At 67.1% G+C, this 23034-nt stretch carries 23 protein-coding genes; 5 read left to right on the top strand and 18 right to left on the bottom strand.

Annotated elements, in window-relative coordinates:
• Positions 1 to 60: 60 nt before the first annotated feature.
• From AC0IYU_RS11370 to AC0IYU_RS11315, 12 genes are all read right to left on the bottom strand, one after another.
• Complete coding sequence (locus AC0IYU_RS11370; protein ID WP_472116576.1) at positions 61 to 1143, bottom strand: MucB/RseB C-terminal domain-containing protein; 1083 nt, start codon at positions 1141 to 1143, stop codon at positions 61 to 63.
• A gap of 25 nt (positions 1144 to 1168) precedes the next feature.
• Entirely contained in the window at positions 1169 to 1843 is a 675-nt protein-coding gene (locus tag AC0IYU_RS11365) for a sigma-E factor negative regulatory protein (RefSeq protein WP_472116573.1), read from the bottom strand.
• Positions 1844 to 1860: 17 nt separating this feature from the next.
• Positions 1861 to 2535, bottom strand: coding sequence for an RNA polymerase sigma factor RpoE (gene rpoE / locus AC0IYU_RS11360; RefSeq protein ID WP_472116571.1), 675 nt, complete (start codon positions 2533 to 2535; stop codon positions 1861 to 1863).
• 10 nt (positions 2536 to 2545) lie between these two features.
• Positions 2546 to 3028, bottom strand: coding sequence for a hypothetical protein (locus tag AC0IYU_RS11355; RefSeq protein ID WP_435435256.1), 483 nt, complete (start codon positions 3026 to 3028; stop codon positions 2546 to 2548).
• A gap of 13 nt (positions 3029 to 3041) precedes the next feature.
• Positions 3042 to 4286, bottom strand: coding sequence for a beta-ketoacyl-ACP synthase II (gene fabF / locus AC0IYU_RS11350; RefSeq protein WP_435435255.1), 1245 nt, complete (start codon positions 4284 to 4286; stop codon positions 3042 to 3044).
• Positions 4287 to 4385: 99 nt separating this feature from the next.
• Positions 4386 to 4625, bottom strand: coding sequence for an acyl carrier protein (acpP, locus tag AC0IYU_RS11345; protein WP_007830471.1), 240 nt, complete (start codon positions 4623 to 4625; stop codon positions 4386 to 4388).
• Positions 4626 to 4724: 99 nt separating this feature from the next.
• The gene (gene fabG, locus AC0IYU_RS11340) at positions 4725 to 5468 is read right to left on the bottom strand and encodes a 3-oxoacyl-ACP reductase FabG (protein WP_435483052.1); all 744 of its coding nucleotides are present in this window, start codon (positions 5466 to 5468) and stop codon (positions 4725 to 4727) included.
• A gap of 31 nt (positions 5469 to 5499) precedes the next feature.
• Positions 5500 to 6453 (bottom strand): ACP S-malonyltransferase, encoded by a 954-nt coding sequence (gene fabD / locus AC0IYU_RS11335; RefSeq protein ID WP_472116569.1) that lies wholly within the window; start codon positions 6451 to 6453, stop codon positions 5500 to 5502.
• A 52-nt stretch (positions 6454 to 6505) separates the two neighbouring features.
• A complete protein-coding gene (locus tag AC0IYU_RS11330) occupies positions 6506 to 7483 on the bottom strand; it encodes a beta-ketoacyl-ACP synthase III (protein WP_472116566.1) in 978 nt (325 codons plus the stop codon).
• Positions 7483 to 8580 (bottom strand): phosphate acyltransferase PlsX, encoded by a 1098-nt coding sequence (gene plsX / locus AC0IYU_RS11325; RefSeq protein WP_472116563.1) that lies wholly within the window; start codon positions 8578 to 8580, stop codon positions 7483 to 7485. Before plsX ends, AC0IYU_RS11330 begins: the two co-directional genes overlap by 1 nt.
• Positions 8581 to 8641: 61 nt before the next feature.
• Positions 8642 to 8824 (bottom strand): 50S ribosomal protein L32, encoded by a 183-nt coding sequence (gene rpmF / locus AC0IYU_RS11320; protein ID WP_007830466.1) that lies wholly within the window; start codon positions 8822 to 8824, stop codon positions 8642 to 8644.
• Positions 8825 to 8970: 146 nt separating this feature from the next.
• On the bottom strand, positions 8971 to 9540 hold the full coding sequence (locus tag AC0IYU_RS11315) for a YceD family protein (protein ID WP_472116560.1): 570 nt from the start codon (positions 9538 to 9540) through the stop codon (positions 8971 to 8973).
• An 82-nt stretch (positions 9541 to 9622) separates the two neighbouring features.
• Between AC0IYU_RS11315 and AC0IYU_RS11310 the strand changes: the two genes are divergently transcribed.
• Genes AC0IYU_RS11310 through AC0IYU_RS11300 form a run of 3 tightly spaced genes read left to right on the top strand, consistent with a single transcriptional unit; the run spans position 9623 to position 12122 of the window.
• On the top strand, positions 9623 to 10204 hold the full coding sequence (locus tag AC0IYU_RS11310) for a Maf family nucleotide pyrophosphatase (RefSeq protein ID WP_472116557.1): 582 nt from the start codon (positions 9623 to 9625) through the stop codon (positions 10202 to 10204).
• On the top strand, positions 10201 to 10968 hold the full coding sequence (locus AC0IYU_RS11305) for an SAM-dependent methyltransferase (RefSeq protein WP_472116554.1): 768 nt from the start codon (positions 10201 to 10203) through the stop codon (positions 10966 to 10968). Before AC0IYU_RS11310 ends, AC0IYU_RS11305 begins: the two co-directional genes overlap by 4 nt.
• Before the next feature lie 2 nt (positions 10969 to 10970).
• A complete protein-coding gene (locus AC0IYU_RS11300) occupies positions 10971 to 12122 on the top strand; it encodes an MFS transporter (RefSeq protein WP_472116551.1) in 1152 nt (383 codons plus the stop codon).
• 4 nt (positions 12123 to 12126) lie between these two features.
• On the opposite strand, the gene AC0IYU_RS11295 is transcribed toward AC0IYU_RS11300, so the two are convergent.
• From AC0IYU_RS11295 to AC0IYU_RS11280, 4 genes are read right to left on the bottom strand one after another with little or no spacing between them, the layout of a single operon-like run.
• On the bottom strand, positions 12127 to 13143 hold the full coding sequence (locus AC0IYU_RS11295; RefSeq protein ID WP_435435246.1) for a S49 family peptidase: 1017 nt from the start codon (positions 13141 to 13143) through the stop codon (positions 12127 to 12129).
• A 1-nt stretch (position 13144) separates the two neighbouring features.
• Positions 13145 to 13513 carry a Rieske (2Fe-2S) protein gene (locus AC0IYU_RS11290; RefSeq protein WP_472116549.1) on the bottom strand — a complete coding sequence of 123 codons (369 nt, stop codon included), beginning with the start codon at positions 13511 to 13513 and terminating at the stop codon, positions 13145 to 13147.
• A gap of 10 nt (positions 13514 to 13523) precedes the next feature.
• Positions 13524 to 14195, bottom strand: a complete 672-nt coding sequence (locus AC0IYU_RS11285) for an HAD family hydrolase (protein ID WP_472116546.1) — start codon at positions 14193 to 14195, stop codon at positions 13524 to 13526.
• Complete coding sequence (locus AC0IYU_RS11280; protein WP_472116544.1) at positions 14188 to 15288, bottom strand: RluA family pseudouridine synthase; 1101 nt, start codon at positions 15286 to 15288, stop codon at positions 14188 to 14190. Before AC0IYU_RS11280 ends, AC0IYU_RS11285 begins: the two co-directional genes overlap by 8 nt.
• Positions 15289 to 15850: 562 nt before the next feature.
• Here AC0IYU_RS11280 and AC0IYU_RS11275 point away from each other — a divergent pair.
• Positions 15851 to 19135 carry an Rne/Rng family ribonuclease gene (locus AC0IYU_RS11275; RefSeq protein WP_472116542.1) on the top strand — a complete coding sequence of 1095 codons (3285 nt, stop codon included), beginning with the start codon at positions 15851 to 15853 and terminating at the stop codon, positions 19133 to 19135.
• 48 nt (positions 19136 to 19183) lie between these two features.
• On the opposite strand, the gene AC0IYU_RS11270 is transcribed toward AC0IYU_RS11275, so the two are convergent.
• Positions 19184 to 20050: a LysR family transcriptional regulator gene (locus AC0IYU_RS11270; RefSeq protein ID WP_435483039.1), complete on the bottom strand. Its 867-nt coding sequence runs from the start codon at positions 20048 to 20050 to the stop codon at positions 19184 to 19186.
• Positions 20051 to 20158: 108 nt separating this feature from the next.
• Between AC0IYU_RS11270 and AC0IYU_RS11265 the strand changes: the two genes are divergently transcribed.
• Entirely contained in the window at positions 20159 to 21739 is a 1581-nt protein-coding gene (locus tag AC0IYU_RS11265) for an MFS transporter (RefSeq protein ID WP_472116539.1), read from the top strand.
• 6 nt (positions 21740 to 21745) lie between these two features.
• Here AC0IYU_RS11265 and AC0IYU_RS11260 read toward each other — a convergent pair whose 3' ends face one another.
• Positions 21746 to 23029, bottom strand: a complete 1284-nt coding sequence (locus AC0IYU_RS11260; RefSeq protein ID WP_472116536.1) for a heme biosynthesis HemY N-terminal domain-containing protein — start codon at positions 23027 to 23029, stop codon at positions 21746 to 21748.
• Between the last annotated feature and the right edge of the window lie 5 nt (positions 23030 to 23034).

Genomic DNA, 23034 nt, shown 5'->3' with positions numbered 1-23034 from the left:
TTGGTTCAGCGCAATCGGCGATGGATGCTCAATGGGCGATTGTCCGCAACCCTGCCGCCATCAACGCGTGCGCGCAAGACTCTGCGCGAATGCGTTGAGCGTCTGCTGCGGCACTTCGCCGACGGCCGTCAGCCACCAGTCGCTGGCCGGCTCGGGCAGGCGCCGACGGATGGCATTCGTCGCGCCGATCGTCAACACGCCGTCGCGCGGGGCGCGCGCCGCGTCGTACCGCTCGATGAAAAGCGACACCGAGGCCAGGCCATCGGAGAAGGTCCACTGGACGGTGGTCGCATCCTGCTTGGGCTTGTCGCTGCTGTCGCCGGCCGCCGTCGGTCGGCGGAAGAAGCTGCGGGGCTTGAAACCCGCCACGGGCGCCTTGAGCATCCAGCCCTCGTCCTGTGCATTGCTGCGCTCGAGCTCCAGCTTTTCGACGCGGTAGCCCGAGGTGTTGGCCATCATCTGCGAGAGCGCCTGCGCCTTGACGGGTGCGTCGAGCTGCAGCTCGGAGAATGCCGACTGCTCCACCACGCGTGAATCGCTGTCGAGGGTCTGCAGCTTCACCACGAGACCCGAACGGCGCTCGCTCCAGATGCGATAGCCGAAACGCAGCCCGTCGTGCGGTACGAGCTGCACAACGTCGGCGTCGAAGCCGGCCACGCGATCCTTGCCGACGGCACGCACGTCGTAGAAGTCGCCGATCGACAGATCGGGCTTGTCCGGCAGATTGGGGAACAGATCGAGGTTCTCGCGCTTCTCGACCTTGACGACCTTCGCTTCCGGCAGGAAGGTCATGACGCTGCGATTGCGCCGGAAGGTAGAGCGCTGCGGCCCCGACAGGGCCTCGATGCGCTCGATCTGGTGCTCGCCGTCACGCACATGCCAGATGCGCGCGCTCGAGAGGTCACCGCCCGGCGCCGACACCACGAAGGTGCCGATGTAGTTGCGCTGGCGAGCGCCCGCATGCATGCGCTGCAGCCATTCGGTGACGCTCATTGCCGGTGGTTCGTCGGTCTGGGTCGTTGCCGCAGGGCTCTTCGCATTAACGGCACCCGAGCGGGTTTGCGCGGTCGAGGTCTGCGCCAGGCACAAGGCAGCAAACACGAGCACGCAGGCACGTGCGGAGATCGGCATCTGAACGGTCATTGCGGGCGGCTGCGGGCGCGCGCGGTCAGCGCGTCGGCCCCTCGAAGGTCGCGTTGCGCAGGAAACCGGAAGGCATCTGCGATGCGCCGCCGGCTTGCTGATGCGCCTCGAGCAACTGGTCCAGCCGCGGATCGCGCAGCATGACCTGCGGGTTGCCGTTGCCGACGATCACGCGGGTCGGAGTGAGTGTGTTGGCAGCAGGCTGGTCGCTCCCGAAGGCCGCCGCAGCCAGCACCGAATTCACCGCCGGTTGCTGTTGTTGCTGCACCGACGCCACCTGGGCACCGGCTTGCGGCACGGCGGCACCGTTGCCGACCAGCGTCCAGCTGATGGCGGCCACAGCCATCAGCGACGCGGCGCCAGCCACCAGTTTCCAGCGGAACACCGGTTCGTTCGCCGCTTCCGCCCTGCGCTGAACCGGCAGCGCCAGCGGCGCGACAACCGGCACCGCCGCGGGCACGGACACCACAGGCTCCGCCGCCAGCCGCTGCTGGAAACGCGCGAGAAACGCCGAGCTGTCGCTGCACGGCGCGTGGGAACCCGAGCGCAGCACGTCGCCCGCCACGTGGTACGCCTGCCATGCCGCGCGCGCCTCGCCACCGGCACAGACCGATTCGATCGCCTGCGCGAACGCCTCGCCCTGCAAATGACCATCCGCAAGTGCGGACACCTGTTCACGAACCGTCATCGTCTGATTCATTTCATTCACCTGCTTGCTTACCAACGCTTGCCGGACTGGTTGTCCAACATCGGTTTGACCCTGGCCGAAATGGCCTCACGCGCGCGGAAAATACGCGAACGCACCGTGCCGATCGGACAATCCATGACCTCGGCGATCTCTTCGTAACTCATGCCCTCGATTTCACGCAGCGTCACCGCTTGCCGCAATTCGGCAGGCAGGGCGTCCATGGCAGCCTCGACGGCGCTGGCGATTTCATTCGCCGCCAGGATGGATTCAGGGGTTTCGTCGGTGGTTGGTTCGTTTCCAGGACGGTAAGTTTCATCGTCGTCATCAGAAGACGGCCTCAATGCCGCTTCGGAGACAGTCGGATCGCGCTTCATGTCCACGAGCGCCTTCTTGGCGGTGTTCACGGCGATCCGATAAAGCCAGGTGTAGAACTGCGCATCGCCGCGGAACTGGTGCAGCGCGCGGTAGGCCCGAATGAAGGTTTCCTGGGCGATGTCTTCGACCAGGTCGACATCGCGCACCATCCGCCCGATCAGGCGCTCGATGCGGCTCTGGTACTTGATCACCAGCAGTTCGAACGCCTTCTGATCACCTGCGACAGTGCGCTGAACCAGTTGAAAGTCGACCTCGCCCGGGCGAGGCGCCCCTTCGGGCGCCTCGGTCAGGCCGGAATCCGGCGGCACGGGCGGCGGAGAAGTGGTCATCGACAAAAGTTCAGGGCGCGTCGGCAGGGGCCGTCGCGCGCCAGGTGTCGCCCGCAGGCGCGGCGGACGGGGGGCGCGAATATACCGCACGGCGTACATCGCGCCAGCGCTCGGGCAAGGCGCGCTGTTCGGCCCAGACCCAACGGCGCGCACGCCCCGGCTCGCTGAGCCGAAGCAGCATCAAGGACTGGAAATCGAGCGCCACCAGCACCCGAGCGGCATGCACGCCCCTGGACGCATGAGCCCCCGTCAGCGACCAGTGCAGCCCGTCGAAATGCAGCACGCCCACGCCATCACGCCGCAAACCGAAGCCCGCCGCAACGCCGGAGAAAACGACACTGAAAACGAGCAGCAGCTGGCGCCATCCGCTGCTATCGATCAGATAGCAGGACGCGCCCGCGCAGCAAGCGCCCAGGGCCCAAAGGACAAGGAGAATCCGGGTGGCGCCCCGCGAGCGCCCCACCGGATAAGTCACCGACGGTGCGCTGTGCATGAAAAAGCAATGCTCAAGCGCGCTTGAACACCAGCGTGCCGTTGGTGCCGCCGAAGCCGAAGTTGTTCTTGACCGCGACATCGATCTTCAGATCGCGCGCCTCGTTGGCGCAGTAGTCGAGATCGCACTCCGGATCCTGGTTGAAGATGTTGATGGTCGGCGGGCTCTTCTGTTCGTGCAGCGCAAGCACCGTGAACACCGATTCAATGCCGCCCGCGCCGCCCAGCAGGTGGCCGGTCATGGACTTGGTCGAATTCACGACGAGCTTCTTCGCGTGATCGCCGAACGCCAGCTTGACCGCATTGGTCTCGTTGAGGTCGCCGATCTGCGTGGAAGTGCCATGCGCGTTGAGGTACTGAACCTCGTCGGCATTGACGCCGGCGTTGGACAGCGCCATGGCCATCGAACGGCGGGGACCGTCGACGTCAGGCGCAGTCATGTGATAAGCATCGCCGGTCAGGCCGAAGCCCGCGACTTCCGCGTAGATCTTGGCGCCGCGCGCCTTGGCGTGTTCGTACTCCTCGAGCACTAGCACGCCGGCGCCCTCGCCAAGCACGAAACCGTCGCGGTCCTTGTCCCAGGGACGCGAAGCCGTGGCGGGATCGTCGTTGCGGGTGCTCAACGCGCGAGGCGCGGTGAAGCCGCCGATGCCGAGCGGAGAGATGGTCGACTCGGCACCGCCAGCGATCATGACGTCGGCGTCGCCGTACTCGATCATGCGAGCCGACGTGCCGATGGCATGAAGGCCCGTGGTGCAGGCAGTGACGACCGCGATGTTCGGGCCCTTGAAGCCGTACTTGATCGAGACGTGGCCGGAGATCATGTTGATGATCGACGCCGGCACGAAGAACGGCGACACGCGGCGCGGGCCGCGAGCAACCAGTTCGCCGTGCGTCTGTTCGATCATCGGCAGACCGCCGATGCCCGAGCCGATGTTGCAACCGATGCGCACGGCTTTTTCATAGGGCAGCGCTTCGCCGGTAGGCAGTCCGCTGTCCTGCACCGCCTGGATGGCGGCGGCGAGACCCAGATGAATGAAGCGGTCCATGTGACGCGCTTCTTTCTCCGAGATGTATTGGGTAATGTCGAAACCCTTTACCTCACCTGCGAACTTGCAGGCGAAGGCGCTTGCATCGAACGCGGTGATGTTCGCAATGCCCGACTTCCCGGCCAACAGGTTGGCCCAGGATTCGGTTGCGGTGTTTCCGACAGGAGCGATGCAACCGAGCCCGGTCACGACGACGCGGCGTTTGGTCATGCCGGCAAACCTTTCTGGAAGCGCTGAACAGTTGCCTGTCGGCGCGAGCGGTTTAAAGAAAAGCCGCCGGCCGCAGTTGCAGTGTGGTCAGCTGGCCTGTCAGGCCTTTTGATTCTTGGTGGCGTAGTCGACGGCGTTTTGCACCGTGGTGATCTTCTCGGCATCTTCGTCGGGGATCTCGATGCCGAACTCGTCTTCGAGTGCCATCACGAGTTCGACCGTGTCGAGCGAGTCAGCGCCGAGGTCGGCCACGAAGGCCTTTTCATTCGTCACTTGAGACTCTTCCACGCCGAGTTGCTCGGCGATGATTTTCTTGACACGTGCTTCGATATCGCTCATTTGGTTCCCTCTGAGGGTTGTAGGTAATCTGTGGATTTTAGCCGGGCGCATTGTGGCATTTGCCGTGCACCCGGTGCGGGAAAAGATTGCGCCTTGCGGCTACATGTGCATGCCGCCGTTGACGTGCAGCTCCTGCCCCGTGACGTAGGACGCCTGGGGCGATGCGAGATAGGCCACTGCGTGCGCGATGTCCGCCGGCTTGCCGAGGTGCCCCAGCGGGATCTGCTGGAGCAGCGCCTGTTGCTGGGCTTCGGGAAGGCTGGCCGTCATGTCCGTCTCGATGAAGCCGGGTGCGACGCAGTTGACCGTGATGTTGCGGCTGCCGAGCTCGCGGGCCAGCGCACGGGTCATGCCCGCGACACCGGCCTTGGCGGCGGCGTAATTGGCCTGCCCGGCATTGCCGGATGCACCGACAACGCTGGTGATGCTGATGATGCGGCCATAGCGCTGCTTCATCATCGGACGGATCACGGCGCGCGAAAGGCAAAAGACCGCCTTGAGGTTGGTGTCGAGCACCGAATCCCAGTCGCTGTCCTTCATGCGCATGGCGAGGGTGTCGCGCGTGATGCCGGCGTTGTTGACCAGCACGTGGATTGCGCCGTAGGCCTTCACGATCTCGTCGATCAGGGCTTCGACGGCGGCGCCGTCATTCACGTCGAGCGCACGGCCGCGTCCGTCGAAGGCACTGAGCGCCGATGTGATCTTGGCGGCGCCATCGTCAGTGGTGCCGGTGCCCACGACCTTGAGGCCGCGTTGGGCCAGTTCCAGCGCAATGGCCGCACCGATCCCGCGCGTTGCGCCGGTGACCAGGGCGACTTGCCCTTCGAATTTGGGAATGCTCATAAAGAAAAAAGTGTCGAGGCCTTGGCGCCGTTCAGCCGGCGAGCGATTGTCGGGTGTCCGCGAGCGTGGCCGGGTCGTACACCGACGCGGACTCCAGATCGGGGGCGATGCGCTTCACCATGCCGGCCAGCACCTTGCCGGGGCCGCACTCGATGATGGAGGCTACACCGCGCAGTTTCAAGGCCTGCACGCTCTCGACCCAACGAACCGGGCCGGCCGCCTGGCGCACCAGGGCGTCGCGGATGCGATCCGCATCGGTCTCGACAGCGACGTCGATGTTGTTCAGCACGGGAATCCGAGGCGCGGCCAGCGCGATCGAGGCCAATTTTTCGTGCAGCGCTTGCGCCGCGGGCTTCATGAGGCTCGAATGGAAAGGCGCCGACACCGGCAACAACAGCGCTCGCTTGGCACCATTGGACTTGAGCAGTTCGCAGGCCTTGTCGACCGCAGCCTTGCTGCCGGCGATCACGGTTTGCATCGGGTCGTTGAAATTCACGGCCTCGACAATTTCGGCGCTGCCGGCACCAAAGCTTGCCGTGGCTTCGGCGCACCCCGCCACCACCTTGCCCGACTCCATGCCGAGCACCGCCGCCATCGCGCCGACACCCACAGGCACAGCCTGTTGCATCGCTTGCGCGCGGAAACGCACGAGCGGCGCCGCCTGCGAGAGCGTCAGCACGCCCGAAGCCACCAGCGCCGAGTACTCGCCGAGCGAATGACCGGCCACGACAGAAGGCGTCGCCCCGCCTTCGGCGAGCCAGGCGCGCCACGCGGCAATGCCTGCCACCAGCATCACGGGCTGGGTGTTGGTCGTGAGCGCCAGCTCTTCCTTGGGGCCGTTCTTGATCAGCGCGCCGATGTCTTCATCCAGCGCATCGGAGGCTTCACGCAGCGTTTCGGCCACGGCGGGGTGATCGCCCCAGGCGTCGAGCATGCCGACCGCTTGCGAGCCTTGACCCGGAAAGACAAAAGCAAAGGATTTCATTTTGGATGTGTCGTCTGGAATGCAGCAGCCCCTTTCGGGCCGCCGCAACACACTACAGATTCAGGAGCACTGCGCCCCAGGTGAAGCCGCCGCCCACGCCTTCGAGCATGAGGGTTTCGCCTTTCTTCACCTTGCCGGAACGCACGGCTTCGTCGAGCGCCAGCGGAATCGAGGCGGCCGAGGTGTTGCCATGCTCGTTGACCGTGACGATCAGCTTTTCGCGCGGCAGCTTGAGCTTCTTGGCCGTGCCTTCCATGATGCGGATGTTGGCCTGGTGAGGAATGAGCCAGTCGATGTCGGCCTCCGTCTTTCCAGCCTTCGCCAGCGTGGCACGCGCCGCTTCTTCGAGCACGCGAACCGCGAGCTTGAAGACGGCCTGGCCGTCCATGTGCAGCAGCGGCGTGCCCAGCACGTTGCCGCCGGACACATGGCCCGGCACACAAAGAATGCCGACGTGCTTGCCGTCCGCATGCAGGTCGCTGGCCAGGATGCCGGGCTGCTCGCTGGCTTCAAGCACCACCGCACCCGCGCCGTCACCGAACAGCACGCAGGTCGTGCGGTCGTTGAAGTCGAGGATGCGGGAGAACACTTCGGCGCCGACCACAAGCGCACAGCGCGCGGTGCCGGTGCGGATCATCGCGTCGGCGACGGTCAACGCATAGACAAAACCGCTGCAGACCGCCTGGACGTCGAACGCCGGGCACCCCGCGATACCGAGCTTGTGCTGAAGAATGGCGGCCGACGACGGAAACACCATGTCGGGCGTCGAGGTCGCGACGATGATCAGGTCGATGTCACTGGCCTTGCGGCCAGCGGACTCCAGGGCATGCCTGGCAGCCTCGAAGCCGAGATCGCTGCTGGTGACGTCCGGCGCGGCGAAATGCCGTGCGTGGATGCCAGTGCGCTCGATGATCCACTGATCGGAGGTCTCGATGCCGCGCGTTGCCAATTCCTTGGCGAGGTCGTCGTTGGTCACGCGGCGTGGGGGCAGATAGCTGCCGGTGCCGGTAATGCGTGAATAAGGAGTCATCAAACGTGAAGGGCCGTCGCGTCGACCGGCGCCGCCGGTTCCTGCCGCGCGAGCAAAGGCGCGGCGTGGGCGATGCGGGCCCGCACGCGATCGAGCAGGTTGTTGCGAGCGGCATCATAAGCGCGATCCAGCGCGTGCCCAAAAGCCACTTCATCCGCAGAACCATGGCTCTTGAACACCAGGCCGCGCAACCCCAACAGTGCCGCGCCGTTGTATCGACGATGATCCAAGCGGCTTTTAAAGGCTTTTAGCACCGGATAAGCCACGATCGCAGCCGCTTTGGTGAAGATATTTCGCGAAAACTCGACGCGAATGAATTCACCAATCATCGAAGCAACGCCTTCGCTGGCCTTCAGCGCCACATTTCCAACGAAGCCGTCGCAGACGACGATATCGGTCGTTCCCTTGAAGATGTCATTGCCTTCCACGTTGCCGAAGAAGTTGAGATCCTTGGAGTTGGCGGCCGTACGCAGCAGTTGACTTGCTTTTTTGATTGTTTCACTGCCCTTGATCGCCTCTTCACCAATATTGAGCAAACCGACCGAAGGCGACTCGTTGCCCGTCAAAGCCGAGACCAACGCCGAGCCGAGCACGGCAAACTGAAGCAGGTCTTCTGCGTCGCAATCGACGTTCGCACCCAGGTCGAGCACGGTCGTCGCCCCACCCTTGGCGTTGGGGAGCTGCGGGGCAATCGCGGGGCGATCGATGCCGTCGAGCGTCTTGAGCAGGTAGCGCGCGATCGCCATGAGCGCACCGGTGTTGCCGGCCGAGATGGCGGCTTGAGCAGCGCCATCCTTGACCTGCTGGATCGCGACGCGCATCGAAGAGTCTTTCTTCTTGCGCAGCGCAATCTCGATCGGGTCGTCCATGCCCACCACTTCGCTTGCAGCGACGATGCGGGCACGCGGATGCGCGGCAAAGCCCGCCAGTGCGGCCGGCGCACCGACCAGCAACAGCGAGGCCTCGCTATGCCGCTCGAGAAACGCGCGGCAGGCCGCGAGCGTGACGCGCGGCCCATGGTCGCCCCCCATGCAATCCACGGCGAGCGTGATTGCGGAAGGCGCAGCAGTGATTTCGGGGGAAGAAGGCGTAGCCATCAAAACAAAGGCCCGACGCTACGGCAGAAGTAGCTTCGGGCCTTGGCCTTGGGATGCGAGATCAGGCTTCGGACTTGTTCTTGAGCACCTGACGGCCACGGTAGAAACCGTTGGGGCTGATGTGGTGACGCAGGTGCGTTTCGCCGGTGGTCGGTTCCACGGCGATGCCGGGCACGACCAGCGCATTGTGGGAACGGTGCATGCCGCGCTTGGAAGGCGACTTCTTGTTTTGCTGGACGGCCATGATGGCTCCTGGACTGTGATGTGAGTGAAAGGATGCGGGCTCAAGCGGTGGCAATGCAGCGACATGTATGGAATGTCCTTGTCTGCATTGCTGCTCACGGCGGCGCGCGCGAAGCCCATGATTATAGCCCAGCCTGAGCGAAAGGGCTACTTGCCCTCTTTCGAACCATCTTCGGGCCTGCGCGCGCGCAATCCGTCGAGCACGGCAAAGGGGTTCGGCTTGGCTTCTTCGGCGGCCCTGAAGTCCTCGTCGCTGGACGACAGCTGGACCGGGACCGGGCAGACGTCATGAACAGGCATGACGGGTAGTTCCATCAGCAGCTCGTCCTCGATCAGCGTGTGGAGGTCGAAATCCCGGCTCAGCACGAGCAAATCTTCATCGGAATCATCGTCTTCCGCCTCCGCAGTGGCCTCGTCCGCCACGAAACGGAACCAGCGGTCCGCGAAGATCTCGGTGTCGACCGGTGACAGGCAACGCTGGCAGACCAGCGGCACCACAGCTTCGGCCTCCAGGTGCATCCAGGCCACGGGCTTGCCGTCCGCGCCGGGGCGCTCTTCCCCGCTGGCCGTCCAGTGGACCACGGCATCGGGCGCCGGAGCCGCCAGTTCAGCGACCAGGCGTGCATAGTTGGGAACCGGGTCGGCGGCTTCCAGGGTGGCTGCGGCGGCGGTGAAACCGGGCACATTGAGCCGTTCGGGGGCAAATTCTCTCTTCATCCGCGCCAGTCTATCGCGCCTGCCGCCTCACTGGTTCGGGACAAGCCAGAGGGGCCAGGCGGGCTCACGCACAATCGTGGCCATGCAACGCACTGTGATCCTCGCCTCGACCTCGCGCTATCGTCGCGAACTGCTGACCCGACTGCGACTGCCCTTCGACGTGCAGTCGCCGGAAGTCGACGAAACACCCCTGCCCGGCGAAACGCCGCACGACCTGGCCGTGCGTCTGGCGCTGGAAAAGGCCAACGCCGTGGCCGCCCGCTTTCCGCAAGCCGTGGTCATCGGCTCCGACCAGGTGGCCGACCTGGCCGGCGAGGCGCTCGGCAAACCCGGCGACCATGCCCGCGCCACCGCCCAACTGCGCCGGATGCGCGGCCAGACGCTGGTCTTCCAGACGGCCGTGGCCGTCGTGTGCCATGCCACAGGCTTTGTACAGCGCGACATCGCTCCCGTGCGCGTGGTGTTCCGCGACTTGACCGACGCCGCCATCGAACACTATTTGCAAGCCGAGCAACCCTACGACTGCGCCGGCAGCGCCAAGAGCGAAGGCCTCGGCATCGCGCTGTTGAGCGCCATCGACAGCGACGACCCGACCGCGCTGGTCGGCCTGCCGTTGATCCGCACCTGCCGGATGCTGCGCGCCGCGGGAGTCGACCTGCTGTGACACAAGCCAAAGGAAAGCTCTACCTCGTGCCCGCGCCGCTCGATTTCGGCTGCGACGTCCAAGCCCCGCTGCAGGACGCCCTGCCGCTGGGCACGCTGCAGACCGCCGCCGGCATCACGCATTGGATCTGCGAGAACGCGAAGTCCGCGCGCGCCTATCTGAAGCGCATCGACGCCGTCGCGCCGCTGGCCGCACCCCTGCAGGCGCAGACCATCCAGGAACTGCCGCGCGAAGTGCACAAGAAAGGCGACCACGCTGGCCAGTTCGACGCCCGCCCCTTGATGGCCGCCGCGCTCGAAGGCCACGACATCGGCCTGCTCAGCGAAGCCGGCATGCCGGCGGTGGCCGACCCCGGCTCTTCGGTGGCACGTGCCGCGCATGAACTGGGCATCGAGGTGGTGCCGCTGACCGGCCCGGTCTCGCTGCTGCTGGCGCTGGCCGCCAGCGGACTGAACGGCCAGAACTTCGCTTTCGTCGGCTACTTGCCGCAGGACGCGGTCGAGCGCCAGACGCGCATCCGCGAGCTCGAGGCGCTTGCGCTCAAGTCGGGCCAGACGCAGCTGTTCATCGAAACCCCCTATCGCAACGCGGCGCTGCTCCAAGCGCTCGTGCAGACCTTGCAGCACAACACCCGGCTCGCGGTGGCGCGCGGACTGACGCTCTCGAGCGCCCACGTGCGCAGCGAGACCGTGAAATCCTGGCGCGCCAAGCCGCAAGGCACCACGGACGAGCGCCTGCCCGCCGTGTTCGCGATCGGCCGCTGAACATGCTGGCCGTCACCGCAACCACGCGCTGGGCGTCGCGCGCGCAGTTCTTTTCCGCCGGCTTCATCTTCGCAACCTGGGGCGTGCACGTGCCCACGGTCAAGGCGCACTACGGCATCGACGAGGCGCAACTCGGCCTGGCGATGCTCGCGGCTGGCGCAGGCGCGATGATCGGCCTGACCAGCGCGGGCCGCTGGCTCGGCCGCTACGGGCCACGCCGCGTGGCCGGCCTGTGCGGCTGCATCTACGCACTGCTGCTGGCCGGCCTGATCGCGATGCCCGGCTACGCCGCCCTGCTCGGCCTGCTGGCCGCCTTCGGACTCGTGACCAGCGTGTTCGACGTGTCGATCAACACCGAGGCGGCGCAGCTCGAACTGCACGGTGGCACCCCGCTGATGAGCGGAATGCACGGCATGTTCAGCCTGGGCGGCATGGCCGGCGCGGCGAGCGGCAGCGCGGCGCTCGCCGCCGGGCTCGGCGCGCAGGCGCACCTGCTGATCGTCTCCGCGGTGATGGTGCTGGTGGTGGCCGTCGCCTCGACGCGCATGCTGCCCCGGCCCGCCACCAGCGGCGCCACCGAAGCCAACCATGGCTTCCTGGTACCGCACGGCGTGCTCGCCGTGCTGGGCGTGCTCGCCGCGCTGGGGCTCATCGCCGAAGGCGCCATCTACGACTGGAGCGTGCTCTACATGCAGCAGGAAGTCGGCAGCCCGCAGCAGCAGGCCGCGCTGGCCTACGCGAGCTTCTCGGCGGCGATGGCGGCGGCGCGCTTCGGCGGCGACGCCATGCGCGCGCGCTTCGCACCGACCTCGCTGCTGCTCGGCAGCGGCCTGCTGGCGGCTGCGGCCATGACGCTGGTGCTGAACACCGACCTGCCCTGGCTGGCGCTGGTCGGCTTCGCGGGCGTGGGCGTGGGTTTCGCGAACGTGGTGCCCATCCTGTTCTCCGCCTCGGCGAAAGTGCCGGGCGTGGCGCCGGCGCGTGGCATTGCTTCCGTGTCGGCCGTGGCCTATGTGGGCTTCATGGCAGGCCCGGCGGTGATCGGGCTGCTGGCGCGGGCGACCTCGTTGACCGCCGCGCTCTATGTGGTCGTGGTCTTCGCCGCGGCGCTGGCAGCCTCCGCGCGCTACACCGCCAGCGGCGAAGACAAGTAAGCGATCAGCGCAGCGCGGGCGCGGTGTGCATCAGGCGCACCGTGGTTTCGGCCATGGCGGCGCCGAACTTCTTGGCCAGCTTCTCGGCCACGTTGTCGCGCCGCGTGTAGTCGATCACCTCTTCGGCCTTGATCACTTCGCGGGCCACGTAGTCGACATTGCCCAGTTGGTCGGCCAGGCCGTATTCAACCGCTTGCTCGCCGCTCCAGAACAGGCCGCTGAACAGGCCGGGCGTGTCCAGCTTCAGGCGGTCGCCGCGGCCGGTCTTCACCACGTTGATGAACTGCGCGTGGATCTGGTTGAGCATCGTCTGCGCATGGGCACGCTGTGCGTCGCTCATGGGGCTGAACGGGTCGAGGAATCCCTTGTTCTCGCCGGCCGTCAGCAGGCGGCGCTCGACGCCGACCTTTTCCATCACGCCGGTGAAGCCGAAGCCATCCATCAGCACGCCGATGCTGCCGACGATGCTGGCCTTGTCGACGAAGATCTTGTCGGCGGAAGCGGCAATGTAATAGGCCGCCGAGGCGCAGGTTTCTTCGACCACCGCGTAGACCGGCTTCTTGTACTTGGCCTTCAGGCGCTTGATTTCATCGTTGATGATGCCGGCCTGCACCGGGCTGCCGCCGGGCGAGTTGATCAGCAGGATCACGCCCTTGGCGCCCTCGTCCTCGAAGGCCGTCTTCATGGCGGCCACCACGAACTCGGCGCTCGCGTCCCCGCCATTGGCGATTTCGCCCTTGATCTCGACGACAGCCGTGTGGGCCGTGGTCTTGGCCGTGCTCGGCGCGCTGCGCGACAGCGCGAGCCAGGCCAGGAAGATGAAGAAGGCGAGCCAGGACACCCGCACGAAGGTCTTCCAGCGGCGCGAGGCCTTCTGTTCGTTCAGTGCGGCGAAAGCCAGCTTTTCGAGCGTGGCGCGCTCCCAGCCGGGACGTTGCGTGGGATCTTTGGCCATGTTCTTGGGGGGCACCGGCTCAAATGGTTCGAACCCTTCGGGTTCTGTTCGGGTCGGGTCGGTCATGTCAGAAGCTCAGGGGGTGGAGGTTCCAGTCAGTATGCCAGTGCACCACGCCGTCATGCTCGCTCAAGGCGATCTTCACAAGCCCCCCGCGGCAAGGGCCGCCCGCGCATTCGCCGGTGTCGGGCCTGTAGACCGCGCCATGCGTGGCGCACAGCAGCCATTGCCCCGTGTCGTCGAAGAAGCGGTCGGGCTGGAAGTCCATCTCCATCGCGACATGGCTGCACCGGTTGAGAAACGCATGCGGCTGCCCCTCGAAACGCACCGCGAAGGCGCGGCAGGTTTCGCCGCCGCGGACCACATCGAAAGGCACGGCCCGGCCGCCTTCGACCAGGTCCGCGGCATTGCACAGCGGAATGCGTTCTTCGCTCATGACGCAATTCTCAGGCGTTGTCGAGGAGCCACGCCTGGAGGTCGGCAATCGAGTGCGCGACATGCAGCGGCTTGAATTCGTCGAAGCTGGCTGGCTCATGCGCACCGTAGCTCACGCCCACGCCGGCGGCGCCAGCGTTCTGTGCGAGCTGCAGGTCGTGCGTGGTGTCGCCGATCATCAGCGTGCGTTCCGCGGTCACGTCGAGTTCTTCCATCAGCTCCAGCAGCATGCGCGGATGCGGCTTGCCGAAGGTTTCGTCGGCGGTGCGCGAGGCCTCGAAGCGGTCGCGCAGCGCCACCGACTTGAGCGCTTCATTGAGCCCGCGGCGCGACTTGCCCGTGGCCACCGCCAGCTTGTGACCACGTGCGCGCAAGGCATCGAGCATCTGCAGCACGCCGTCGAACAGCACGAGGTCGTCCTGGTGCTGCAGGTAGTGGTAGCGGTAGCGCGCGCCGAGCTCAGGGTATTTTTCCTTCGGCACATCGGGCGCCGCGCGCGCGAGCGCCTCGGCCAGGCCCAGGCCGATGACCCAGGCGGCGTCGTTCTCGCTCGGTTTGGCGCCGCCGACGTCGACCACCGCGGCCTGGATGCAGCGCACGATCAGGCGCGTGGAGTCGTAGAGGGTGCCGTCCCAGTCGAAGGCGATCAGGTCGAAGCGAAGAGGTCTGGAAGATTCAGTCATGGGCCGTGGAAGTGGGGTGTTGGGCCAGCGCCTCGAGGGCGGCGGGCGGCATCAGCGCGAGGAGTTCGGGCGGCAGGTCGGCCTGCAGTGCCACGCGCTCGCCGCTGGCGGGATGGTTGAACTGCAGTCGCCAGGCGTGCAGGAACATGCGTTTGAGCCCGAGCTTTTGCAGCGCGCGCTGCCGCTCGAACTCACCGTACTTGTCGTCGCCGGCAATCGGATGGCCGGCCGACGCGAGGTGAACGCGGATCTGGTGCGTGCGGCCGGTCTTGATGGTGACCGCCAGCAGCGACAGCGGGCCGGCATCGCCCGGCAGCGTGAGCCGCGCCAGCACCCGCACCAGCGTGACGGCGCGCATGGCGTCCGGGTGGTCCTTGGCGACCACGCGCACGCGGCGCTCGCCGGCGCCCGCACCGGAACCGTCGGGCAGCAAATACTTGGCGAGCGGCGCGTCGAGCACCTTCTTGTTGGCGGGCCAGGCGCCCTCGACCAGCGCCAGGTAGGTCTTGCCGGTCTCGCGCTCGCGAAACTGCTCCTGCAACGCGACCAGCGCGCTGCGCTTCTTGGCGACCAGCAGGATGCCGGAGGTTTCACGGTCCAGCCGGTGCACCAGTTCCAGAAACCTGGCGCCAGGGCGTGCGGTGCGCAGTTGCTCGATCACGCCGAAGCTCACGCCGCTGCCGCCATGCACGGCCACGCCGGCCGGCTTGTCGAGGGCCAGCACGGCATCGTCTTCCAGCAAAACGGGGAACTCGCGCGCCGGCGCGGGCGGGGTGGCGCCCTCTTCCGCGCGCGCCGAAATCCGGATCGGCGGCAGCCGCAGCACGTCGCCGGCCTCGATGCGGGTGTCGGCCTGCACCCGGCCCTTGTTAATGCGCACCTCGCCCGACCGGATGATCCGGTAGACGTGTGTCTTCGGCACGCCTTTCAGATGGCGGAACAGGAAGTTGTCGAGCCGCTGCCCGGCGGATTCGGCGTCGACCGTGAGGAACTTGATGGCCGAAGCGGGCGCTGCGGCGTCATCCGGGGCTTTTCGGTCTGCGGGATTTGGAGCAGCCGTGGGGCCCTGCTTCGCACCTATAATGTTTTTCACCAGCGCGGTCATGTAAGTGCTTGATTAGACAGAAGTTTAGTCCACTGCCATCAAACACCCAGGACCACGCTGTGAGGTCGATGCCGCTTCGGCGCCCAGCTGCAAACCCCGCGCAATTGCGCAAAGTGGCAGAGCAGGCGCCCAAGTCAAGCCGACACCCACGAAACACCGATACGGAATACCCAGCCTGCAGCTGATCCAGCTGCAGGCGGATCGAAGCGAGTCCCTTGTTGTGTTGATGCTGCTGATTCAAATTTGCCTGCGCTGGCCCGCCTGGTTTCGACCAGCGGCCTCAGGCATTGAACTATCGGTAGCGCGCGCCACCCTTGCGCAACCGGCTATCAAAAAGATAGCTACTCAACACCGAACCTGGCTCGCGCCCATCCACGCGCCCCCACCCCGGCTGTCTTCTTGAGTTAACGCTCGAGAGGCCTGCTCGCGCCTGGCGCGGCAGTGACAGCATCCGGGGCCCAAGCGGCAATTCCCTGGTTTCGCGGGCGTCGTCCGTGCATCGTTGGCCCTTCACGGGCCGGTAGAACGATACATATAAGGACAACGCATCATGAAGCGGATGCTGATCAATGCCACGCAAGCTGAAGAGCGGCGCCTGGCCATCGTCGACGGGCAGAAACTGCTCGACTACGAAATCGAAATCGAAGGGCGCGAACAGCGCAAGGGCAACATCTACAAAGCGGTCGTGACCCGCGTCGAGCCTTCGCTCGAAGCCTGTTTCGTCGACTACGGCGAAGACCGCCACGGCTTCCTGCCGTTCAAGGAAATCTCCAAGCAGTACTTCGCCGAAGGCGTGTCGGCCAGCCAGGCCCGCATCCAGGACGCGATCCGCGAAGGCCAGGAGCTCACCGTCCAGGTCGAAAAGGAAGAACGCGGCAACAAGGGCGCGGCTCTCACCACGTTCATCTCGCTGGCCGGCCGCTATGTGGTGCTGATGCCCAACAACCCTCGCGGCGGCGGCGTTTCGCGCCGCATCGAGGGCGAAGACCGGGCCGACCTCAAGGAGGCGATGGACCAGCTCGAATACCCGAAGGGCATGAGCATCATCGCGCGCACCGCCGGCATCGGCCGCTCGGCGCCCGAACTCCAGTGGGACCTGAATTACCTGCTCAAGCTCTGGGGCGCCATCGACGGCGCGGGCAAGGGCGGCAAGGGCGCCTTCCTGATCTACCAGGAATCGTCGCTCGTCATCCGTGCCATTCGTGACTACTTCAATCACGACATCGGCGACATCCTGATCGACACCGACGACATCTACGAACAGGCGCAGCAGTTCATGGCGCACGTCATGCCCGAGCATGCCGCCCGCGTGAAGCGCTACCGCGACGACGCGGCGCTGTTCAGCCGCTTCCAGATCGAGCACCAGATCGAGTCGGCCTACGCCCGCACCGTGCAGCTGCCCTCGGGCGGCGCCATCGTGATCGACCACACCGAAGCACTGGTCTCGGTCGACGTGAACTCGGCCCGCGCCATCAAGGGCGGCGACATCGAGGAAACCGCGACCCGCACCAACCTCGAAGCCGCCGACGAAGTGGCCCGCCAGATGCGCCTGCGCGACCTGGGCGGCCTGATCGTCATCGACTTCATCGACATGGACGAGTCGAAGAACCGCCGCGAAGTCGAAAGCCGCCTGCGCGACGCGCTGCGCCAGGACCGCGCCCGCGTGCAGTTCGGCTCGATCAGCAAGTTCGGCCTGATGGAAATGAGCCGCCAGCGCCTGAAGCCGGCGCTGAGCGAAGGTTCGTCGATCCCCTGCCCCCGTTGCGGCGGCTCGGGCCACATCCGCGACACCGAATCGAGCGCGCTGCAGATCCTGCGCATCATTCAGGAAGAGTGCCTGAAGGACAACACGGCCGCCGTGCACGTCCAGGTGCCGGTCGAGGTGGCCTCGTTCCTGCTGAACGAAAAGCGCCCCGAAATCGCCAAGATCGAGCTCAAGCAGCGCGTCACCGTGCTGATGGTGCCCAACAAGACGCTCGAAACGCCGAACTACAAGCTCGAGCGCCTGAAGCACGACGATCCTCGCCTCGACCACATCGAAGCCAGCTACAAGATGGCCGACGAGATCGAAGACCCGACGGCCGTCACGCGCCGCTCGCAGGAGCCCACCAACAAGCAGACGCCGGTCATCAAGGGCGTGCTGCCCGACGCACCCGCGCCCGTGGTGCCGCCCAAGCCGGAAGCCGTGCGCGCGCCTGTCGCAGCCGCACCCGCACCGGTCGTCGCGCCGCCCGTGGTGAGCGCACCGGTGCCGGCACAGACCGGCTTCATGGGCTGGATCAAGAGCCTGTTCGGCGGCACGCCGGCACCTGCCCCGGCACCCGCGCCGGCGGTGATTCCGGTCGAGCCGCCCAAGCCCCGCCGCGACGGTCGCCCGGGCCGCGATGGCGAAGCACGCGGCGCACGTGACGGCGAACAGCGCCGTGGCGGACGCGGCGAAGGCCGCGGCGGCGAGAGCCGCGGCGGTGAAGGTCGTGGCGAGAACGGCGCACGTTCGGGCGGTCGTGACGGCGAACGCCGTGGCGGACGCGGCGGCGAGCGCCGTGAAGGACGCGAAGGCCGTGAGGGTCGCGAAGGCCGCACCGCCGAACTGCGCGCCGACGGCACCAGCGCGCCGCGTGAACAACGCGAGCCACGCGAGCCACGCGAGCAGCGCGAACCCCGCGAGCCGCGTGAGGCGCGCGCACCGCGTGAATCGCGCGAAGGCGAGCAACGCCGCGGTGGTCGCGGCGAGCGCCGCGAAGGCGAAGGCCGTGAAGGCCGCAACCTGCCGGCGGAAGCACTCGACGGCAACGTGAACCCCGAAGCCCAGCAACTGGCTCCCGGCGCAGGCGAAGAAGGCAACGTGACCGAGCGCGCACCCCGTGCCCGCCGTGAACGTGGCGAGCGCGGCGACCGCGCAGAACGTGGCGGCGAACGCAACGGCGACAGCAGTGCGCCGCGCGAACGCAGCGCCGAAGCCGGCGAAGGCGCCGCGCAGGGCGAACGTGCGCCGCGCAACGGCCGCGACGAGCCGCGCGCACCGCGTGGCGACCGCAACGACGGCCGCCGCGAACGCCGCGACGAGGCACCGCAAGCCGAAGCCGACGCCCGTGGCGCCGAAGCCGCGGCAGCCGATGTCGATCAAGGCAACGACGCCGCCAACGGCAACAACGACCAGGCACCGCGCCGCGACGGCGACGAGCGCCGCGGCCGTTCGCGTGACCGTTACGGCCGTGACCGCCGCGAGCGTGGTCCGCGCGACGAGAGCGAAGCCGCCGCGGCCAACGCACCGGTCGCGGAAGGCGTGCTCGGCGTCATCGCGGCGGAAGCCGTCGAAACGCAGCAAGCACCCGCCGCCCGCCAGGAGCCCGTGCAGCAGGTGTCGGAACGTTCCGAAGCGGCTGCCGTCGCAGCGCCGCAAGAGCGCGAACCCGCACCGCAGCAGCCTCGCGCCGAACGCCCTGCACCCGCACCGGTGCAAGCGCCTGTTGCAGCGCCGATCGCGGTCGAAAGCGCCAAGGCACCTGCCGCCGCGCCCGCAGCCGCTCCCTCGGTCGCCAATGGCCGTGCGCTGCCGAAGGTCCAGTCCTTCGAACTGCCGCTGGGCGAACTCGCACAGATCGCGGAGAGCTCGGGCCTGCAATGGGTCAACTCGGACGCCGAGCGCATCGCTCAGGCGCGCGCCGCGATTGCCGCCGAGCCCAAGCCGGTGCATGTGCCGCGCGAACGTCCGCCCGTGGTGACGCTCGACGAAGGCCCGCTGGTGCTGGTGGAAACCCGCCGCGACCTCGGCGCGATGTCGCTGCCGTTCGAGCAACCCGCCGCCGGCGCGGAGCAGCAACGCACGCTCTGAGCAGCACACGCTCGCCACTGAAAAACGGCGCCACTCGGCGCCGTTTTTTTATGCCTTGCCGTGGGCCGGCAGGTCCGGCATTTCCAGGATCAGCTGGCCGAAGCGGCAGGCGCATTCGGTCTTGCCGGCTTCGCTCCAGATCAGCGAGAAATCCACGCTCGGCAAGCTCGGCAGGCCATGGCGGCCGTCGACGATCTTCATCCAGGGCTCCACCTCCTCGCGCGTGAGCACCGTCACGGCCAGCCCCGCCAGCACGGCGGCGCGAATGCCGTGCTGGCTGGCCGAAGTGAAGACCACATGCCAGTCTGCTGCGGCGGCGTCCAGCGCCGCAGCCGCCACCTCCCGGTGGACGCAGGGCTTCGGAAAAAAGGCCAGCGGCAGCGATGCACCGGCAGGCACCTCGAAAGTCCCGGCCGCTGCCCACACCAGCTGCGTGCGCCGAATTCGCGTGCCTTCCGTGCAACCGGGCGGCGACATCACCACCGCCAGGTCGAGCTCGCCCGTGCGGATCATCGCGCGCAGGTCGAGGTGCATGCTCACGCTCACCTCCATGCGCGTGGCAGGGAATGCGCGGGCGAACTGCGAGAGCAGGGGCGCGAGCCGGTCGCCCATGAAGTTGTCAGGTACGCCGAAGCGCACCACGCCCGAGATCGGCGACGGCTGAAAGCGCAGCGTCATGGCGTCGAGCGTGTCGAGGATCTGCCGCGCATAGCGAAGAAAGTCTTCGCCGTCCTCGGTCACGGTCAGGCGGCGCGTCGTGCGATGCAGCAGCGGCCGGCCCACCTGCGCCTCGAGCTTGCGGATCTGGTGGCTGATGGCGGACTGCGTCAGGTGCAGCTTCTCCGCAGCGCGCGTGAAGCCACCGGTTTCCTTGACGGCCACGAAGGCGCGCAGAAGCGAGGGGTCGAAGTCCATGGCCATAGATAAATGATGTTTCCTAATGAATTCTAGGAAATCAAATCATTTCCATCATGAAGAGGGTTTCCACAGAATCGCCCGAAACCGATTCTGAAAGCCCTTCCCATGTCTTTGTCCCTCGCCGGCAAGAGCCGCATCGCGCTCGCCGCGATCTGCCTCATCGCCCTGATGTTCGGCCTGGAAATCTCCAGCGTGCCGGTCATTCTTCCCACGCTCGAAACCGCATTGCACGCCGACTTCAGCGACATGCAGTGGGTCATGAACGCCTACACCGTCGCCTGCACCACGGTGCTGATGGCCGCCGGCACGCTGGCCGACCGCTACGGCCGCAAGCGCGTGCTGGTCGCGTCCGTGGCGCTGTTCGGCCTGACCTCGCTGGCCTGCGGGCTGGCTCAGAGCACGCAGGTGCTGATCGCCAGCCGCTTCCTGCAGGGCCTGGCGGGCGGCACCATGCTGATCTGCCAGCTCGCCGTGCTTTCGCACCGGTTCCCCGGTGGCACGGCGCGCAGCCGGGCCTTCGCCATCTGGGGCGTTGTCTTCGGCATGGGGCTGGGGTTCGGGCCGATCGTCGGCGGCGCGATCGCGGCGCTGACCGATTGGCCCTGGGTGTTCCTGGTCCACCTGCCGCTGGCGGCGGTCGCACTGGCCCTGGTGCTGGGCAGCGTGAAGGAGTCCAGCGACCCCGACGCGCAGAAGCTCGACCTCGCCGGCATGGTCACGCTGTCGCTCGCGGTGCTGGGCCTCACGTACTTCATCACCCAGGGCCCGGCACTCGGCTTTGCCAGCCCGACGTCCATCGGCGTGCTGGTCGCGTCGGCTGCGAGCTTCGCCCTCTTCGTGTGGGTAGAGAAGACCCACCCGCACCCGATGTTCGATTTCTCGGTCTTTCGCATCCGCAACTTCTCGGGCTCGCTCGTCGGCTCCATCGGCATGAACTTCAGCTTCTGGCCGTTCATGATCTACCTGCCGATCTACTTCCAGGGCGCGCTCGGCTACGACGCGGTCACGACGGGCGCCGCGCTGCTGGCCTACACGCTGCCCACGCTCGTGCTGCCGCCGCTGGCGGAGCGGCTGTCGCTGCGCTATCGGCCCGGCGTGGTGATTCCCCTGGGCCTGTTCGTCATCGGGCTCGGCTTCATGGCCATGCGCCACGGCGCCGGCATGGCCAGCGCGAGTTGGATGACGCTGCTGCCCGGCTGCCTGCTGGCCGGCATCGGGCTGGGCCTGACCAACACGCCCGTGACCAACACCACCACCGGCTCGGTGCCGGGTGCGCGCGCGGGCATGGCCTCGGGCATGGACATGAGTGCGCGGCTGATCACGCTGGCCGTCAACATCGCGCTGATGGGCTTCGTCCTGCTCGAAGGCATTCATGCACATCTGCGCGGCGCGTTGTCCACGTCGTTCGATGCACAGCAACTGCAGTCGCTGGCGCAGAAGATTGCGGCGGGCAACTTCGCCGCGCTCGCCGAAGCTCTTCCGGCGCTGTCGCAGGCGGACCCGTCCGGCGCCATCGTGCATGCGGCGCTGGCGCACAGCTTCGGGTGGGTGATGCTCTACGGGGGTGTCGGCGTCTGGGTGCTGGCCGGCCTCAGCTGGTGGATCTTCGGCAGCGGCAAGCCGTCGGTGACGCAGCCATCGCAGCCATCGGGCGAAAAGACCCGAGGGCCCGCCGCGTGCCCCTGAAGCCGATCAGCTGTGCTCGACCTGCGCCGCGCGCTTCCAGGCCTCGGCGGCCTGCGCGGTGTCGTCGCGGTCTTCGGCCAACTGGGCCAGTGCCAGCCAGGCGCGGCGGTAGAGCTCGGTGTCCTGCAGGCCCAGGCCGGCTTGCGTCAGCAACTGCTGGGCCTTGCCCCACAGCTGGCGCTTCATGCACGCCATGCCCGCGAGGTACTGCAGGTTGGGGTCGCGCGGGTTGTTGCGTTGCGCGCTCTCGATGCGGGCGAGCCAGTCGGCGTCCACCGAATCGAGCCCCGCCTCGAGCGCGCGTGCCAGCTTCACGCGCAGGGCGTCGCCCAGGCCGCGCGGGTTGGCCACCATGCGCTCCCATGCCGGCAGCAGCCAGCCGCGCGCCAGCGCGAGGTCGCCACGCAGCGCGACCATGCGTTGCGCGGCATGGATCGCCACCTCAGGCATCCCGCGCTCGTTGGCGTCGAGCTCGGTCCAGGCACGCTGCAGCTGCGCCGGGTCGTGCGCGCCCGACAGCAGCTCGGTTGCGAGGCCGCGCACGATGCTTTGTGCGGCAGCTTCAGAGAACGCACGGTGCTTGGCCAGCAGGCGCGCGGTTTCGAGGGCTTCGAGCGTGCGCCGGTCCTGGCGCGCCGCCTTGAGCCGCAGCCGCAAGGCCAGCGTGCGGCGCTGCGCGCCCTGCGGCAGTTCTTCCAGCCTTGCCAGCGCCGCGGCGGCGTCGCGGTCTTCGAGCGCCCAGCGGGCGGCGCGCAACTGCACGCCCTCGCGCGTCTCGGGGCTGACGAGCACGGCGCGGTCGGCGCTTTCGTTCAGGGCCTGCTGCAGATGGGCGTCGCGCGCCGGCTTGTCCTGCAGGGCCTGCGCACTCTCGGCCGCCAGCAGGTGCGACAGCACCCGCACCTGCTGCGCCTGCGGCAGGCTGGCGCCGAGCGCGGCCAGGGTCTTTTCCTGCGTGAGCGCGGCTTGCGCCGCCTTGCGTGCGCGCGAGAAGCGGCCCGAAACGAGCTGCACCATCGCATCGAGCAATGCCGCGTGCAGCGTGCGCTCCTTCTGCTGCAGCCGCCATTGGCGGGCCTGCTTGGGCAGCGAGAACAACGCCGCCAGCGCGCGCAGCGCCGTGTGCAGCAGCACGAAGGCCACCAGCAGGATCACCAGCACCAGGTTCAGCGACAGATCGACGCGCCAGGGCGGCCAGAACACGGTGATCGTGCCCTGGTTGTTGCCTGCGAACAGGGCGACTGCCGCGGCGACGGCGAACAGGGCGAGGAGCCAGATTGCTGCGCGCATTCGTG

The organism is Variovorax sp. AC103 (genome assembly GCF_979254005.1).
Note: the sequence above shows the minus strand (reverse complement) of the source record. Positions and strands in the feature narration are given on the sequence as shown.